This is a genomic window from Duganella sp. OV510 (genome assembly GCF_900100205.1).
Taxonomy (GTDB): Bacteria; Pseudomonadota; Gammaproteobacteria; order Burkholderiales; family Burkholderiaceae_D; genus Rugamonas.
This window is the reverse complement of sequence record NZ_FNEQ01000001.1, coordinates 878,291-895,062: the sequence shown is the minus strand read 5'-3', so window position 1 is coordinate 895,062 and position 16,772 is coordinate 878,291. Positions and strand designations below refer to the sequence as shown.

Below are 16,772 nucleotides of genomic sequence, written 5' to 3'. Positions count from 1 at the left end.
GCATGATAGATCGTCGAAAGTTCCTGGTTTCCGCCGGTGGCCTTGCTGCCAGCGCGATGGCGCCCGCGTTCGCCGCCAGTGTCGCCAAACGCCAGTGGCCTGCGCCGCCACAGCACGCGCGCATGCCCGCCGACGTCGGCAACCTGGGTTATCACCGCATGGACGATTACGCCTGGTTCCAGCCCAAGGACTGGCACGCCGTGCTGCGCGCGCCGGACTCGCTCGACGCGCCGATCAAGGCGGTGGTGAAAGCGGAGAACGACTACACCAACGCCATGCTGGCCCCCTCGGCGCCGCTGCAGCGGCAACTGATCGAACGCATGCAGGCGCTGGACGCGCTGGATAGCGCGCCACTGCAGGTGCGTGATGGCGACTATCTGTACTACCAGCGCAGCAAGGAAGGCAGCGATCATCCGGTCTATGCGCGGCGTCCGCTGGCCGGAGGTGCAGAACAGATCCTGCTGGATGTCGGCGCCGAGGCGCAGGGACAGAAGTACTACAAGCTGAGTTGGGGCGGTCCGCAACATAGCCGTGATGGCCGCCTGTTCGGCTGGGCGGCGGATTTGCGTGGCTCCGACATCTTCTCGATCCTGGTGCGCGATGTCGCCAGCGGCAAGCTGCTGGTGGAGGATATCCTCGACTCGCACGGCGAATTCGCTTTCTCAAGCGACGGGCGCTATCTGTTCTGGTGCGGCCGCACCGACAAAGGCCGGCCATCGAAAATCTTCCGCCGCGAGATTGGTGGCAGCGGCGCCGACACGCTGGTCTACGAGAACAAGGACCCGGCATTCTTCGTCAGCCTGCGCACCACGGTGGCTGGCGGCTATCTGGTCATCCGCATGTTCAACGGCGACATGACCGAAGTACGCCTGGTGCCGATGGCCACACCGACCGCCGAGCCTGTTCTGGTCGAAGCGGCCACGCAGGGGCTGCATTACGATGTCGAGGAATGGAACGGCAAGCTGCTGCTGTTGACCGATGCCGACGGCGCGGTCGATTACAAGCTGGTCACGGCCAGCATCGGCGCGCCGGGCCGCGCCAATTGGCAACCCTTCGTCCCGCATCAGCCGGGCCGCTTCATTCTGGCCATCCATCCGTTCGCGGATTATCTGGTGCGCGAGGAGTGGCGCGATGCATTGCCACGGCTGGTGGTGATGTCGAAAGACGGCAAGGAAAAGGAAATCAGCTTCGATGAAGCAGCCTATGCGATCAGCGTGCCGAACGGCCAGGGCTGGCAGTCGCCGACACTGGCGTTTACCTACCAGTCACCGCGCTCGCCGCGTGCGTCCTGTCTGCTGACGCTGGCCAGCGGCAGCTACGCACGCGTGGACAAGCCCGTGGTCTCGGCGGCGTATGACCGTGAGCGCTATGAAGTGCGCCGGCTGGTGGCGCCGGGCGCAGACGGCGTGCTGGTGCCGATCACGGTGTTGATGCGCAAGGGACAAAAGCTGGACGGCAGCGCACCGCTGTATCTGTATGCTTACGGCTCCTACGGCGGCACGGTGGATGCGGAATTTTCATCGATGGCGATTGCGGCGGTCGACCAGGGCTGGATCTACGCCATTGCCCACGTGCGTGGCGGCGCCGAGCGCGGCACCGACTGGTGGCGTTCGGTGCTCAAGCAGGGCAAGAAGAAAACCTTCACCGACTTTATCGACTGTGCTGAATACCTGATCAGTCAACGCTACACGCGCAAGCAGCGCATCGTCGCGCACGGCTATTCGGCCGGCGGGCTGTTGATGGGGGCGATTTACACCATGCGTCCGGACCTGTGGGCTGGCGTGATCGCGCGCGTGCCGTTTGTCGACGTGCTGACCACGATGGAGCATTACGAGAACCATCCGCTGGGCACCACCTCGTTCCCGTTCTGGGGCGACCCGCGCGTGCCGGAAGAACATGCTTACATCGCCAGCTATTCGCCGTATGACCAGTTGCGCAAGACTGCCTATCCAGCGCTGCTGGCGGTAGGCAGCGTGGCCGATAACCGCGTCGCTTTCTGGGAACCGCTGAAGTTCGCGGTAAAGGCGCGCGCGCTGACCACGGCGGGCAATCCCATCCTGTCGCGGACCGCGATGTACGCCGGGCATATGGGCGATCCGGGCGCCAGGGCCATGTACGAGGAGGGTGCGTCTTTCCTGGCATTTGCCATGTGGGCGGCCGACCGGAAATGGGGCAAGGTGCCGCAGTCCTGACGGCGGCGAGGCGATTGTTACATCGAGCTGGCAGCCGCTAAACTCAGCAAATTGTCGTATGTGCTATTGTTGGGTTCAGAGTCTGATGCCTGGGAGATGATATGAATGCTTTGCCGGCCATTGCTGCGCTGTGCGGCGCGCTGGTCCTGACTTCCGTTCCGGCCGAAGCGGCTGGCCAGTTGGCGCGTCACATGACGGAGCTGAGTGGCGCACCGCAAACCAAGACCATGCGCGGCAAGCTGCGCGGCCACGATACGGCGGATTACACGATTCGCCTGCGCCAGGGGCAGTCGCTGACGGTAACGCTGAAAACCAATCTGCGCTCCAATTATTTCAATGTCAGCGGGCCGGGCGAAGGCGACGCGCTGTTTGTCGGCGCGCGCGACGGCGCCCGTTATAGCGCCAAGGTGGCGCAGGACGGCGACTACAAGATCAGCGTCTACCTGATGGCCAATGCGGCGCGCCGCGACGAGCGCGCCAACTTTACCTTGAAGATCGCGGTGAAGGATTGACGCTGGCGCGCGCTCTTTGCGTCCTGGCGGCCTGGCTGCTGCTGACGGTCAGTGGCCGCTGGCTGGGGGCCGGCGAGGCACAACAGTCGCTGGCGGCGTCGGTTGGCGGCAGCATCGGCCTGCCGTGGTTGCTGGCTGCCGCATTGACGGTCGCGGTGGTGCTGCTGTCTTCTCACCGCCGCACGCTGGGACTTGGGGCGCCTGAGCCCTTGAAATCGACCTGGCTGGTCTGGCCGCCGTTGTTGTATTCATTGCTGATGCTGCTGGTGGCATGGGCCGGCGGCTGGCCGCCGCGTAATGTGCTGCTGATCGTCGCCATCAACACCGCGTTGGTGGCGGTGTCGGAAGAGCTGATGTTCCGCGCGATACTGCTGCAAGGCTTGCTGGACAAGCTGCCGGTGTGGCCGGCGGTGCTGGTGTGTTCGGTGCTGTTCGGCCTGGCGCACACGGTGAACGGCCTGGCGACCGGGGACTTCAGTGGCGCGCTGTGGCAATCGGCGGCCGCTTTCCTGCAGGGTGTTTGCTATGCGGCGATCCGCCTGCGCACCCGCTCGATCTGGCCGATGGTGGTGGTGCATGGATTGTGGGATTTCGCACTGGTGACATCCATGCTCTCCGCTTCGGCGGACGGCGAAAGCTCGGTGCTGCCTTACGCCGCCTTGCTGGCGGTGTTGCCCTTGTGTCTGTACGGCGTCTACCTGCTGCGCGGCAGCCGGCGGGCCTTGATCAAAATCGAAACGGCGTAAGGCCTACCAGGGCGCCGTCATAGCGGCTGAAGGATGGCCTGGTGCTTCTGGCGCACCAACAGGCAGGCGAGGCCGAGCAGCGCGGACAGCGTCATGACCGCCGCCATCACCGTCAACTGATTGCCGGCGAACAGGCCGACCAGCGCGCCGGCGGTGGCGCCGGCCAGCATCTGCATCGAGCGCAGCAGGGCGGCGGCGCTGCCGGCGACATGGCCGACGGTTGCCAGCGCCTGGTGGGTGGCGTTCGGCATTACGATGCCGGCGCACATATTGCTCAGCAAAACGCAGGCCGCGACCAGCGCGATCGAGCCGGCGCCGGCCATCGCGACGATCAGCAGCACAATGCTGATGACGCTGGACGCGACGACGCCGAGGCTCAACAGGCGGTCGGCGCCCCAGCGTCGCGCCAATCGCGCACCGGCGGCCGCGCCGATGATGGTGCCGGCCGCCGTCAGCGCAAACAGTCCGCCATAGACGCCGTTCGATACGCCCAGCATGTCGATAAACACCGCCGACGAGCCGGTGATATAGGCGAACATGGTGCCGAACGAGGTGGCCAGCAGCGCGGTGTGGATCAGGTAAGCGCGGCTGTGCAACACCTGGCCATATGCCGAGATAGCGCTGCGCAGGGCGTTCTGCTGAGGCTGCTTGCCAGCTTGCGGCCGGGTTTCCTGGTAGCCGAAGACGCCCAGCAATAGCAGCAGGAAGCCGATGGCGCCCAGGCTGGCGTAAATCAGCCGCCAACTGCCGAAGTGCAGCAGTCCAGCGCCCAGCAGCGGCGCCACCAGCGGCGCGACGGCGTTGACCAGCGCGACATACGACTGGCGCGACAGCGCCGCCTCGCCGTTGAAGACATCGCGTACGATGGCGGCCGGCAGGGCTGCAGCCGCGCCGGCGGCAACGCCTTGCGCCAGCCGCAACAACAGCAGCGTGCCGATCTGATCGGCATAGGCGCAGGCGATGGCGGCCAGCGAGAACAGCGCCAGGCCAGCGATCAGCACCGGCTTGCGGCCGTAGCGGTCCGACAGCGGCCCGAACAGGATGGGGCCGACGGAAAAGCCAAGCAGGAACACGGTAAGCGTACGCGTGGCTTCGCCGATGCTGGTGTGGAAACCGGCCTGCAAAGCGGGTATTGCCGGCAAGCCAAGGTCAATCGCCAGCGGCGGCAGGGCCGACAGCAGGCCAAGCATGACGATGTAGAGCGGCGACGTGGTTTTAATATATGACATAATGATACTGTATCGTTAGGCGGTACAGTAGTGTATCATGATGCGGTACACTTTGCTGATGCATGGGAGCTGTGGATGGAAGGCATACAAGTTATTTCGAGAGCGGCTGCGATCTTGCGGGAGGTCGGTGCGCAGCCGGACGGTCTGAGCCTGGGCAAGCTGGCCAACGCCACCGGACTGGCGCGCTCAACCGTGCAGCGCATTGTCGATGCGCTGGAGATGGAGCATCTGGTGCAGGCCGGGGCAGGGGGCGTGCGGCCCGGATGGGGATTGCGCCGCCTCGGAGAGCTGCCCGGCTCCGGCATCTCGCAGGAATTGCGCGGCGCGCTGTACGGCCTGTTCGAAGCGACGCATGAAACCATCGACCTGTCGACGCTGAGTGGCGGCGAAGTGCTGTTCATGGACCGTTTCCTGTCAGACCAGTCCGAACGCGCCGTGCCGGCCGTGGGGGCAATCTATCCGGCCTACACCATGGCCAGCGGCAAGGGGCTGCTGGCCTGCCTGTCCAATGACGAAGTCGCCGCGCTATACGCGAATACGCCCTTGCAGCGGCTGACCACGCACACCGTTGCCAGCATCGCCGAGCTGCTTGCGCAACTGGACGGCGTCCGCGCCGGCGCATTTGCCTACGACCTGGAGGAGCACGCCCTCGGCCGCAGCGCGATCGGCCTGCCGGTGGGCGTGTACCGCGATGTGCTGCTGTCCATCTCGGTTGTGATGCCCACGCATCGCTTTGACAAACAGCGCGCAAAAGTCGAGAAAGCGCTGCTGACATGCGCCGAACGCTGCCGTGCGCGGCTGATGGAACTGCAAGCAGCCTGACATCCACCCAACTCTACTGTTGACCTTTGCCGCCGCTTCCCGCATAGTTATAAATGGTTGCGCAACCATAAACACCGAAGAAAGTGTAATTGCCCAACTTTTACTGGACACCTGATCACTATTTCGGAGGAGTTTGATGAAAGCACAGCCTTTCTGGCCGGGCGCGCCCATGGTCATGCTGGCGGTATTTGGCGCGGTCGCAGCGCCTGCTGTACTGGCCGCGCCGGCGGCCGACAATCTGGCGCCACGCCAGCGTATCCTGTTCAACGATGACTGGCGTTTCCACCTCGGCGACCCGGACGGCAATTCCGCCCCTTATCTGTACGACATCCGCCCCGAAGTGCTGAAATCGGCCGATGGCAAAGTGGCCGACGCCATGCCGGAAGAGGCTGCCCGCATCGCGCGCGGTAATACCGCGCTGCTGAAACCGTGGATCATGCCAACTGGTAACGCCTTCATCAAGGACCCGGCCAAACGCTACGCCCGTCCGGCCAGCGGCCCGGCATTCGCAGCGCCATATGCCCAGGCCGGCTTTGACGACAAAGCCTGGCGCAGCGTACAGCTGCCGCACGACTGGGCCATTGAAGGCCCGTTTCTGACCACCGGCCCATACGGCGGCATGGGCCGCCTGAAAACCTGGGGCCCGGCCTGGTATCGCAAGACGCTGACCTTGCCAGCTGCCGACCAGGGCAAATCGCTGTTCCTCGACATCGACGGCGCCATGGCCTATTCCAGCGTGTGGGTCAACGGCCAATTGGCTGGCGGCTGGCCGTACGGTTACAACTCCTTCCGCATCGATCTGACGCCGTATGTGAAAGCTGGCGCCGACAACCAGATCGCCATTCGCCTCGACAACACCGGCGAGTCGGCGCGCTGGTATCCGGGCGCCGGCCTGTACCGCAATGTCTGGATCACCAAGACCGCGCCGCTGCACATCGGGCTATGGGGCGTGCAGATCACCACGCCGAAAGTGTCGCGTGAATCGGCGGAAGTGGCCTGGCAGGTCACGCTGGACAATGACGCCAAGGTTCCAGCCGACGCCGAACTGACCACCCAGCTGTACGCGCTGGACGACAAGGGCGCCATCAGCGGCGCGGCGGTAGCAAGCGTCATCACGCCGCGCACGCAGGTTGCGCCGGGCGCCGGCACGGTGGTCAAGGGGACTGCCACCATCGCCAAGCCGCGCCTGTGGGGACCGTTGCCGACGCAGAAGCCGAATCGTTACGTGGCTGTCACCATCGTGCGCAGCGCCGGCCGCGTGGTCGATAAATACGAAACGAAATTCGGCATCCGCTCGCTGCGTTTCGATCCGAACGCCGGCCTGTACGTCAACGACGAGCACATCCCGATCCGTGGCGTGAACAATCACCACGACCTTGGCGCGCTGGGTGGCGCTTTCAACGTGCGTGCGGCCGAGCGTCAGCTGGAACTGCTGCAGGAGATGGGCACCAACGCCATCCGCATGAGCCACAATCCTCCCGATCCGCAATTGCTGGATCTGACCGACCGCATGGGCCTGGTGGTCATGGACGAGGTGTTCGATTCGTGGGAGCGCAAGAAAACCCCGCTCGACTTCCACCTGATCTTCCCCGACTGGCACGAGCAGGACCTGCGTTCGATGCTGCGCCGCGACCGCAATCATCCATCGATCGTCATGTGGAGCGCGGGTAACGAGGTGGGCGAACAGTACACCGGCGAAGCCGGCGCCGACATCGGCCGCAAGCTGGCCGGCATCGTGCACGAGGAAGATCCGACCCGTCCACTGACCAACGCCATGAACTGGGCGCAGGCGGACATGCCGCTGCCTACCACGCTGGACGTCATCAGCCTGAACTACCAGGGAACGGGCATCCGCACGCTGCCGGGCAAGTTCCCGATGTTCCGCGAAAAGTTCCCGGACAAGGTGATCTTGCATACCGAGAGCGCATCGGCGGTGTCCAGCCGTGGCGAGTACCAGTTCCCGGTGCCGGGCGTGACCAGTGCAGCTGTGCGTCCTGGCGTCGGCGGCGATCCGAAAGCCATGCAGGTCAGCGCCTATGAACTGTTCGCGGCCGACTTCGGCAGTTCGGCGGACAGCGCCTTCCGCGCGCTGGACATGCATCCGTACACCGCCGGCGAATTCGTCTGGACCGGCTTTGATTACATCGGCGAGCCGACACCATATTACGGCGCGCGCAGCTCGTACTCCGGCATCTTTGACCTGGCCGGTTTCAAGAAGGACCGCTACTACATCTACAAATCGCGCTGGCGTCCGGAAGAGAAAACGCTGCACATCCTGCCGCACTGGACCTGGCCTGAACGCGTGGGCGAGGTGACGCCGGTGCACGTGTTCACCTCCGGCGATGAGGCCGAGCTGTTCGTCAACGGCAAGTCGCAAGGCAAGCTGAAGAAGGCGCAGTATGCGTATCGCCTGCGTTGGGATTACGTGGTGTATGAGCCGGGCGAAATCAGCGTGGTGGCCTACAAGGATGGCAAGGAATGGGCGCGCTCGTCGGTGAAAACCACCGATGCGCCGGCCGCGCTGGACGCCACGGCGGACCGTTCCACCATCGCCGGCGACGGCAAGGACCTGTCCTTCATCACCGTGCGCGTCATCGACAAGAACGGTGCGACCGCGCCGCGCGCCAGCAACAAGGTGCGCTTCACGGTTGAGGGGCCGGGTGAACTGGTGGCCACCGATAATGGCGATGCCACCAGCTTTGTCTCGTTCCAGTCGCCTGAGCGCGCCGCGTTCAACGGCCTGGTGCTGGGTATCGTCCGCGCCAAGCCGGGTACGGCTGGCGCGATCAAGGTCCGCGTAACGGCGGATGGCTTGAAGGAATCCGTCATCACCATCCGCAGCACGCGTTAAGCAATCAGGTGCGCCGGGCGGCGCACCGTCATCTCAATACTGGCCGCGCACGGTCAGCATCACACCGCGAGGGGCGCCGTAGTAGTAGCCGGGGCCGTACTCGCGGATCTTCTCGTAATACACCTTGTCCAGCAGATTGGTAACGTTGAGTTGCGCGCTCAGCTTGTTGCTGAAACGGTAGCCGACAAAGCCGGACGCCAGCGTGTAGCCGCCCTGGCGCGCGAACGCCGTACCACTCTGGCTGGTGATCTCGCTTTGCACATTCAGGCCGCCGCCGATCTGCCATTTGTTCAGCTCACCCGGCAGGGTGTAGGTGGTGAACAGGCGGACCAGGTGTTTCGGCGTGGTGGTGCGCAGCGCCTTGCCGGTGTTGCTGGCGGTGTCGCGCACGTACTTGGTGTTGTTCAGCGTGTAGCCGGCGGTGATGTTCCAGTTTTTGCCCGGCTGGCCCGATACTTCGGCCTCGAAGCCACGGCTGCGCTGTTCGCCGTCGGCGACCTGGCAGTAGCCGTTGGTGTAGTCCGGCGGGCAGGGATTCGGGCTGCTCAGGTCGTCGACCGCCTTGCCGTTCTGGTCCAGCTGGAAGATTGCCATGCTGGCGTTCAGGCGCTTGTTGTAGAACTCGCCCTTGATGCCCAGCTCGATGTTACGGCCGGTGATCGGCTTCAGCGGCGTGCCGCCGACGCCAAACGCGCGCTGCGGCGTGAACACGTCGGCGTAGCTGGCGTAGGCGGTCAGGTTGTCGTTGAGCGTGAACAGCGCGGCCACGTAGGGCGTGAACTCGGCGTCGACGCTGTAGGCGTTGGCGACGGCGTCCGGCTTGTAGTCCCACCAGCTCATGCGCGCGCCCAGGATCACGGTCAGCGGATCGGTCACGCTGAAGCGCACGGTGGCGTAGGCGCCTTGCTGCTCGGTCAGGTTCTTGACGTACTTGCCGGTGAACGGCGCGCCTTCCGGCATGGGGATGGTGTACGGGTTCCAGGTGTAGGGATCGAGGCCGGTCATCGACGGCAGGCCGCTGACGGTGCTGCAGGAGCCGGCCACAGGCTGCGCGTAGTCGCGGGTGCCATTGGCGCCGATCACCAGTTCATGCTGGCGGCCGAGGAAGGAGAAGGGGCCGCTGGCATACAGGTCCCAGCTGCTTTGCTCCGCCGTGTAGTCCTTTTCGCCGCAGCGGCTGATCTGGTAGTTGATCTTGTTCGGGTCCTTGGCGTTGCGCGAGATCAGCGTCTGCACATAGCCGTTGGCGCCGTTCAGCCGCTTCATCTTGATGAAATCGAAGCTGGCCTTGGCGCTCCAGCCGCTGCCCAGGTCTTGTTCCAGCGTGGCGAATACCTGCTGGTTCTCGCGGTCCCAGTGATTTTTTGCCGAGCCGAGATAGGTATCGCGTGGGACCACCATCGGGCTGCCGTCGATGTTGGCCATCAGGTTGCCCCAGGCGCCGTTGGTTTTCAGTTGCGCGTATTCGGCACCGGCGAACAGTTTGGTGGTCGGGCTCAGGTCCGCCTCCACCACGGCGTAGAACACGCCTTTGTCGGCGTAGCGGGATTTCTGAAAGTGGCGGCGATCGTCCTTGACCGCGACCACGCGGCCACGCACCGAGCCGGACGCGTTCAGTGGGCTGGAGACGTCGACTTCGCCGCGATAGGTGTCCCAGCGGCCGACGGTGGCGGCGCCGGACAGCGCGAATTGCTCCAGCGGGCGCTTGCGCACCAGGTTGACCGCGCCCGACGGGCTGCCGGCGCCGCGCATCAGGCCAGCCGCGCCGCGCAGCACTTCAGCATGGTCCATGGTGGCCATGTCCGGCTGGATGTAGAAACCATTGCCGCTGCCGGGCGTGATGGCGGCGTTGCCGTCGAACTGCACGTTGGTGATTTCCTGGCCGCGTGCGTAGTAGCTGACGCGTTCCGAGTCGGTGTTGAACACTTCGATACCGGGCGTGCTGCGCAGCACGTCGTTCAGGTCGGACAAGCCCTGGTCTTCAATCTGCTGGCGTGTGATGACGGTCAGGCTGTGCGGCGTTTCGCGTGGCGAGGCATTGATTTTCCCGATCGACAGCGCGCGCGCCGTGTACGAGCCGGTGCCTTCGCTGATATTGTCGCGTGCGGCGGTGACCACCACCGCTGCCATTGTCTGTTCGCCTTTCGGCAGCGCGCGCAGCATGTAAGCGCCGCTGGTGGTTGGCACGGCTTCCAGGCCAGTGCCGTCCAGCAGCGTGTCCAGGCCTTGCTGCACGTTGTACTTGCCGTGCAGGCCACGGCTGTTCTTGCCTTCGGCCAGATCGGTGGAGCCGGCCAGGAAGATGCCGGACTCGCCGATGAAGCGCGTCAGCACGGTCTTCAGCGGGCCGGATGGGATCTTGTAGTCGCGGGCGGCAGGGGCGGCTGCCTGGGCGTGTGCTTGCGCGGCGATCAGCAGCGGCGATGCCAGCACGGCGCCGTTCAACGCCAGGCGCAGGGCGCGCGCCAGGATGCGGGGAGTGGGTTGCTTCGACATGTATTTCTCTCTGACAGTTATCGATAAGAAGATTGCTTCATCTTCTGAATCGAAGTGCTCGCCAAAAAGCGGAACTGTCTGTGTAAATTATTTTTATTTCGGCTCGATGGTGGTCCACCACGGTAGCGTGCGCTCGACCTTGACCGGCAAAACACTCTCCAGCATGGCCAGCGCCCGCTCCGGATCGCGCAGCGGATAGCCGCCCAGCACGCGCAGATGCGCGACTTTCGGCGATACGCCCAGGTGACCACGGTGGTAACGCGCCAGTTCGGTCACCAGTTCCTGCAGCGGAATGTCGGCCGCCAGCAGCACGCCGCGCGTCCACGCTTCGCGCGCCGGATCGGCCGCCATGGTTGGCTGGATGCTGTCCGCGCTGAAGCGCAATTGTTGGCCCGCCTCGGCCACGCGCGTATCGCCGCCGCTGGTGGTGACGGCGACCTTGCCCTGGTAGACAGCCAGCAAGGTGTTGTCGCCGTCCAGCCGCACGGTAAAGCGCGTGCCCAGCGCTTGCAGGCGGCCATGGCGCGTTTCGGCAAAAAATGGACGGGGATCGTGGCCGGTGTCGATCAGCATTTCACCGGTGAGCAGCTGGATGCGGCGCATCGCCGGCTGATAGTCTGTATTCAGCACTGTGGCTGTATTGAGCCAGACGCGGGTGCCGTCGGCCAGCAGGATCTCGCGCATTTCGCCGGTTGCCGTGCGATGGTCGGCCGACCAGGCCAGCGCCATGTCGGACAGCCCGCCATCTCGCCAGCCGGCCCAGCCCAGCGCCATATCGGACAGCCCGCCATCGCGCCAGCCGGCCCAGCCCAGCCAGCCGGCGCCAGCCAGCACGGCGATGCTGCCCAGCAGGCGGCGGCGTCCGCCGCGCTTGGCATGGATTTGCGTCAGGGCGCCGGCGGCGGCCTGGCGGTTTTCCGGCGCCTGCATGGCGGCGAAGCGCTGGCTGATGGATTCGGCATACGCCCAGGCCTGGCGATGGTCGCCCGCCTGATCCAGCCAGTCGCGCAGCGCGGCGCGGTCCTGTTCGGTGGCGTCGCCCGAGCGCAGCAGGGCGAACCATTCGGCCGCCTGCTGCATCACCGCGTGCGACGGCGTCGCGGTGTCAGCTTGCATCGGCGGTCCAGCGTGCTTCCAGTTGCATACAGTGCAGCATCGCTTGCGCCATGTATTTGCGCACCATGCGGTCGGAAACACCCAGTTCGGCGGCGATTTCCTTGTCGGTCATTTCCAGTACGTTGCCCATGATGAAGGCGCGGGCGGCATTGGCCGGCAGCTTGCGCAGCATGGCGTCCACCGCCGTCAGCGCCTGTAGCACGATGGCGCTGTCTTCGGCCGAGCAGACGTTGCCGGCCGGCTAGGCAGCCAGGGCGTCGAACCAGGCCTGTTCCACCTGGCGGCGGCGCCACAGGTCCACGCACAGCCCGCGCGCGACCGTGCTCAGGTAGGCGCGAGCGCCTTCGGCACTGTCGAAACTGCGCGGTTTCAGCAACAGGCGGATGAATGCGTCATGGGCGAGATCGGCCGCATCGCCATGGTTGCCCAGGCGGCGTTGCAGCAGGCCGTACAGCCAGCCGTGATGGTGGGAATACAGGAGTTCGACGGCCGACATGCTGGCACTTCGTGAATAAGAATCATTCCATTTTAGGGCATTGCTGCCAATTACGCAACGAGGGGAGTGGCCAATCGTAAAAATTGTGCAGCGCGGTAGGCATTTCTTAATACCTTTTTAATCGTTCTCGATTTAAAATTAATGCTATTTGACTAAGGGGATTTCGATGGAAGAGTTGCTGGCCGCCTTCATGGCCTGGTTTTTACACCTGGACACGCATCTGGCGCAGCTGATCGATCAGCATGGCGACTGGGTCTACCTGATCCTGTTCCTGGTCATCTTCATCGAAACCGGGGTAGTCGTCATGCCGTTCCTGCCCGGCGATTCGCTGCTGTTCATCGCCGGCGCGCTGGCGGCCAAGGGTTTGCTGGACCCGGTCACGCTGTGCGTGCTGCTGTTTATCGCCGCCGTTGCCGGTGACGCGCTGAATTTCAGCATTGGCGCCTGGTTCAAGAGCAGGGCGCTGGATACCAGCAAGATCCCGTTCGTCAAGCAGGAGCATTTGCTGCACACGCAAAACTTCTTCGACAAGCACGGCGGCAAGACCATCATCCTGGCCCGTTTTGTGCCGATCGTCCGCACGCTGGCGCCGTTTGTCGCCGCGCTGGGTTCGATGCCGCGCAAGGTATTCTTCGGCTATAACGTCAGCGGCGCCTTCCTGTGGATCGGCAGCCTGGTATCGGCCGGCTACCTGTTCGGCAATATTCCGTGGATTAGCAAGAACCTGACCGCAGTAGTGATGGGCATCGTCGTGCTGTCCATCCTGCCGGCGGTGGCAGGATGGCTGCGCGCCCGCGCCGCTTCCTAAGCGCCCAGCTTGCGCCCCAGCCGGCGCCAGCCGATGACGATGCCGGTCAGGCTCATGACCACACCGCCCAGGCTGAACAGTATCAACACGCCGTCCCACAGCGGGCGGCGCTCCACCAGCGGCAGCCAGTCCCAGCTATGCAGCAGCGAGAATAGCCAGCGGCTCCAGCGCTGGAGGCGGTCGCAGCGGCTGACCACCATGCCGGTGTGCGGATCGAGATAGATCCAGCTGGCCTGTGCATCGTTGAACGCCAGGCGCAGCACCGGCAGCGGCTTGATGCTGCCGCTGGTCATGCTGTGTTCGTCGCGGCTGTAATAGTAAAAGTCGTAGGCGTTCAGCGTCTCGACTTCCACCAGCGGCGCTGGCAGAAGGCCACGCGCGGCACTGAGCAAGGCGTTGACGTCGATGGCGGCCGTTTGTGCGCTGCGTCCGTCCAGCAGCAGAGGCTTGCCGGCGGGCGGCTGCGCCAGCACCATGGTCTTGCCCAGCACCCGTATCCAGCGCAGTTCCCGCACATCGCCGCTGGCGGTGGACAGCAGCGCTTCAGGCGCGGCATCCAGCGCGGATGGTTGCAACGCTCCCTGCTCGATGACCGACATGCGTAGCTGCGATGCGCTGCTGGTGAACACGCGCCATGGATTCATCGACATCAGGCCGCTGAAAATCCAGGTGGTTGCGATCACCGCAAACAGCAGGCCGCCGATGTGGTGCCAGCGCATGAGGGCGCCAGGGTAGGGCGAGCGGCTGCCGCTGCGGTATGGCCGCGTGAAGCGCCAGCGCTGGATGCCGACCGTGGCGCCCGCCAGCACCATCACCGTGCCGGCGATGGCAGACCAGTTGACGATGTCGGCCCAGTAGCGGTCCAGCATCCCGCCCCGGAATGGATACAGCCAGTGTATCCAGGCGCCGGCGTAATTCCACAAGCGCTCGCTGCGCGATGCGTCGCGCACCACTTCGCCGGTCCGGCCGGAGATGTACAGCAGCGTGTGCGCGTCGTCGTCGAGCTGCACGCGGTGCAATGGGCGATGGCTGTCCAGGCTGCGCGTGTGGGTGAACGCATCTTCATCGATCATGTCCAGATAGTGCGCTGCTACGTCGGGACCGGCGTAGGCGGTTGCGCTGGCGATGGCGCGTTGCGCATCGGTCGCCATTACGCGCCGTCCGCTGTGCGCATCGATAACGATGGTGGTTTTGCTGTCGGTCGGCTGTACCAGGTAGACCGGCGTGCCGGCGCTGGCGACCGCCAGCCGCAGGTCGCTGAAAGGACCGCTGACGCTAGCGCGCGCCAGGGCTTCCTGCGGCGCCAGCAGCGGCGTGCCGGCCGGTAGCGGCGGCAGGTGCTGCAAGCGTTCGGCATCGGTCAGCTTGGGGTAGCCGACGTACATCATCACCATGCCGGAGCAGAACCACATCGCGAAAAACACGCACAGCACGATGCCCAGCCAGCGGTGCAGCAGAAACAACAGGCGCTTCATGCTTACAGACTCAGATTGGCGGAGACATAGACGGCACGGCCATCACCGGGCGCATGGCGGGTCTGGTCGTTCAGCCAGACGTACTCGTAGTAGCGGTTGGCGAGGTTTTTCAGCTGCACATCCAGCGTCCACTGGCGCGACAGGCGATAGCTGGCACTGGCATTCAGCAGCGTGTAGGCGCCGTATTTTCTGCCGGTATTGGCGGTGGTCAGGTAGTAGTCGCCTTGGCCGTTGGCCCAGGCGGACAGCTTCAGCGCCGGCGTCGCTTGGACTTCATAGCCAGCCGAGTAAAGGCGGCCGGGCAGGTGATCGATCTGCTTGCCGAGCGTGGCGGGTGCCGCCGGATCGGGGCGCGTGATGCGCGAGCGTTGCCATGAATAGCTGAACCATGCCGACGCGTTGTCGCCGGCGCGCACGTTGAATTGCAGGTCGGCGCCATCCCGGCGTGTGCTGCCGATATTTTCCGAGCCGCCGGCGGGATCGTTGAGGCGGCGCTTGACCTCGTCCGAGGCGTCCTGCCGCCACAGCGCCACGCGGCCGTTCAGCCAGTCCACCGGCGTGAACTTGACGCCGCCTTCCCAGCCTTCATTGATCGATGGCCGCAGCGGGCTGCCGCTACTCTGGTAAGCCGCCGCGCCGGCGCCGACCTGGAAGGTCTTGCCCCAGTTGGCGTACACGCTGGCCCTGCTATTCGGCGCATACACGGCGCTGAACTTGGGCTGCCTGATCAGCCCGTAATCCTGGATGTCGTAGTGGACGTTGCGCGAGCGGTCGCTGAAGTCGCCCTCGACCTTGTCGACGCGGTAGCCGGGGATCAGCTTGACGCCGGGCAGCGGCTGCACGACGGCCTGCACATAGGCGCCGTAAGTGTCGAAGCGGAAGTGCTGGTCGCGCGTGGTGGACACGCGTACCTGGTCCAGCGTGTTGTAGCGCGGGCTGGCGTCGTGCTGGTGCTCGGCGCTGACGCCGCCTTCAATCGAGACGCCAGGCAGGCGGTAAGTCAGGCTGGCCAGCAGGCCCTCGTGCGTTTCATCGATCACCCGTTCCTGCTGCGAGGTGATGATGGAATAGCGCAGCCAGCGCTGGTCCTGTACCGAATTGCGGTACAGCTTCGCCGCCAGCGACAGCTGGTCGCTCAACTGGTGATCCAGGTGCAGGCTGAGTTGTGTCATCTCGCGGTTGCCGCCGGTGGCGCGTGCATAAGCGTAGGACGAGGTCGGATCACTGCGCGCATCCTTGGCTTCCAGATAGCCGGCTTCGTCGCCATTGCTTTCAGTATGCCGCAGGATGAGGCCGGAGCGCGTGCGGCCGTCATCGCTGGTGTAGAACCATTTTCCGCCGACGGTCAGCTTGTCGAATTCGCTGTTGCTGCGGTAGCCGTTAGACCTCAGGTAGCCGACGAAGTAGTTCTGCGTCCAGTTCTTGTTCTCGATGCCTTGCGCGACTTGCACCTGGCGCGTGGCGAAGCTGCCGTAGCCGAAGCGCAGCTCGGTATCGTTGCCGCCCAGGCGGGTATTGACGTTCACATTGCCGGCGATATTGTGCAGGCCGTAGCGCGGGTCGTTGGTGCCGCGCACCACCTCGATGCTGTTGATTTCAAGCGGGAACAGCATGTCGAGGAAGGGCATGCCGCCAGCGTTGTCGTTGCTGGGGATGCCATCGATCAGCAGCTTGACGGCGTTGACTTCGCCTTCGCCATTAAAGCCCCGGAATGACAGCTTGCCCGATTCATTACCTTGGCGGAATTGCGTCAGCATGACGCCGGGCGCGCGCGAGAACAATTCCCACGTGTGCTGGGCCTGCTGATCCTGGATCAACTCGGCACCGAGGATATCGACCGAACTGAGCACGCTGCGTGCCGCCATGGGGCCGCTACGCTGCGCGGTGATTTCCACGCGGCCAAGCACCAGCGCGGCATCATCGTTATTTTCTTGTGCGATGGCGAATGACGACGCGCCGACAAGCGCAGGCAGCAATGCGGCCTGCGCAAAAATTTTTGCGGATGAAGACATTTTTACTTCCTTGTAGA

The 16,772-nt window shown here is 64.4% G+C and carries 13 protein-coding genes; 6 read left to right on the top strand and 7 right to left on the bottom strand.

Going from position 1 to position 16,772, the window contains the following annotated elements; translation table 11 throughout:
* Positions 1-2: 2 nt before the first annotated feature.
* From BLS51_RS04080 to BLS51_RS04070, 3 genes are all read left to right on the top strand, one after another.
* The gene (locus BLS51_RS04080; RefSeq protein ID WP_090177815.1) at positions 3-2,192 is read left to right on the top strand and encodes a S9 family peptidase; all 2,190 of its coding nucleotides are present in this window, start codon (positions 3-5) and stop codon (positions 2,190-2,192) included.
* Positions 2,193-2,293: 101 nt separating this feature from the next.
* Positions 2,294-2,704, top strand: coding sequence for a hypothetical protein (locus BLS51_RS04075; protein ID WP_090177818.1), 411 nt, complete (start codon positions 2,294-2,296; stop codon positions 2,702-2,704).
* On the top strand, positions 2,701-3,450 hold the full coding sequence (locus BLS51_RS04070) for a CPBP family intramembrane glutamic endopeptidase (protein WP_090177821.1): 750 nt from the start codon (positions 2,701-2,703) through the stop codon (positions 3,448-3,450). Before BLS51_RS04075 ends, BLS51_RS04070 begins: the two co-directional genes overlap by 4 nt.
* Before the next feature lie 17 nt (positions 3,451-3,467).
* On the opposite strand, the gene BLS51_RS04065 is transcribed toward BLS51_RS04070, so the two are convergent.
* The gene (locus tag BLS51_RS04065; RefSeq protein WP_090177824.1) at positions 3,468-4,679 is read right to left on the bottom strand and encodes a multidrug effflux MFS transporter; all 1,212 of its coding nucleotides are present in this window, start codon (positions 4,677-4,679) and stop codon (positions 3,468-3,470) included.
* 75 nt (positions 4,680-4,754) lie between these two features.
* Between BLS51_RS04065 and BLS51_RS04060 the strand changes: the two genes are divergently transcribed.
* Together BLS51_RS04060 and galB are read left to right on the top strand one after the other, a co-directional pair.
* Positions 4,755-5,501, top strand: coding sequence for an IclR family transcriptional regulator (locus BLS51_RS04060; protein WP_090285661.1), 747 nt, complete (start codon positions 4,755-4,757; stop codon positions 5,499-5,501).
* A gap of 136 nt (positions 5,502-5,637) precedes the next feature.
* Entirely contained in the window at positions 5,638-8,352 is a 2,715-nt protein-coding gene (gene galB, locus BLS51_RS04055) for a beta-galactosidase GalB (protein WP_090177831.1), read from the top strand.
* Positions 8,353-8,385: 33 nt separating this feature from the next.
* Here galB and BLS51_RS04050 read toward each other — a convergent pair whose 3' ends face one another.
* The 4 genes from BLS51_RS04050 to BLS51_RS30560 all read right to left on the bottom strand — a co-directional run bounded on the left by BLS51_RS04050 (position 8,386) and on the right by BLS51_RS30560 (position 12,460).
* Positions 8,386-10,848, bottom strand: coding sequence for a TonB-dependent siderophore receptor (locus BLS51_RS04050; protein ID WP_090177834.1), 2,463 nt, complete (start codon positions 10,846-10,848; stop codon positions 8,386-8,388).
* Positions 10,849-10,941: 93 nt separating this feature from the next.
* A complete protein-coding gene (locus BLS51_RS04045; RefSeq protein ID WP_229207391.1) occupies positions 10,942-11,964 on the bottom strand; it encodes a FecR domain-containing protein in 1,023 nt (340 codons plus the stop codon).
* Positions 11,954-12,166, bottom strand: a complete 213-nt coding sequence (locus tag BLS51_RS30565) for a sigma factor-like helix-turn-helix DNA-binding protein (protein ID WP_307188139.1) — start codon at positions 12,164-12,166, stop codon at positions 11,954-11,956. Before BLS51_RS30565 ends, BLS51_RS04045 begins: the two co-directional genes overlap by 11 nt.
* Before the next feature lie 39 nt (positions 12,167-12,205).
* Positions 12,206-12,460, bottom strand: coding sequence for an RNA polymerase sigma factor (locus BLS51_RS30560; RefSeq protein WP_307188138.1), 255 nt, complete (start codon positions 12,458-12,460; stop codon positions 12,206-12,208).
* Between the two features lie 166 nt (positions 12,461-12,626).
* Here BLS51_RS30560 and BLS51_RS04035 point away from each other — a divergent pair, with 166 nt between their 5' ends.
* Positions 12,627-13,268, top strand: a complete 642-nt coding sequence (locus BLS51_RS04035; RefSeq protein WP_217636403.1) for a VTT domain-containing protein — start codon at positions 12,627-12,629, stop codon at positions 13,266-13,268.
* Here BLS51_RS04035 and BLS51_RS04030 read toward each other — a convergent pair.
* Both BLS51_RS04030 and BLS51_RS04025 read right to left on the bottom strand, forming a co-directional pair.
* Positions 13,265-14,743 carry a PepSY domain-containing protein gene (locus BLS51_RS04030; RefSeq protein WP_090177838.1) on the bottom strand — a complete coding sequence of 493 codons (1,479 nt, stop codon included), beginning with the start codon at positions 14,741-14,743 and terminating at the stop codon, positions 13,265-13,267. The two genes, BLS51_RS04035 and BLS51_RS04030, sit on opposite strands and share 4 nt — an antisense overlap.
* A 2-nt stretch (positions 14,744-14,745) precedes the next feature.
* Positions 14,746-16,755, bottom strand: a complete 2,010-nt coding sequence (locus BLS51_RS04025; RefSeq protein WP_090177842.1) for a TonB-dependent receptor — start codon at positions 16,753-16,755, stop codon at positions 14,746-14,748.
* Positions 16,756-16,772: the final 17 nt, after the last annotated feature.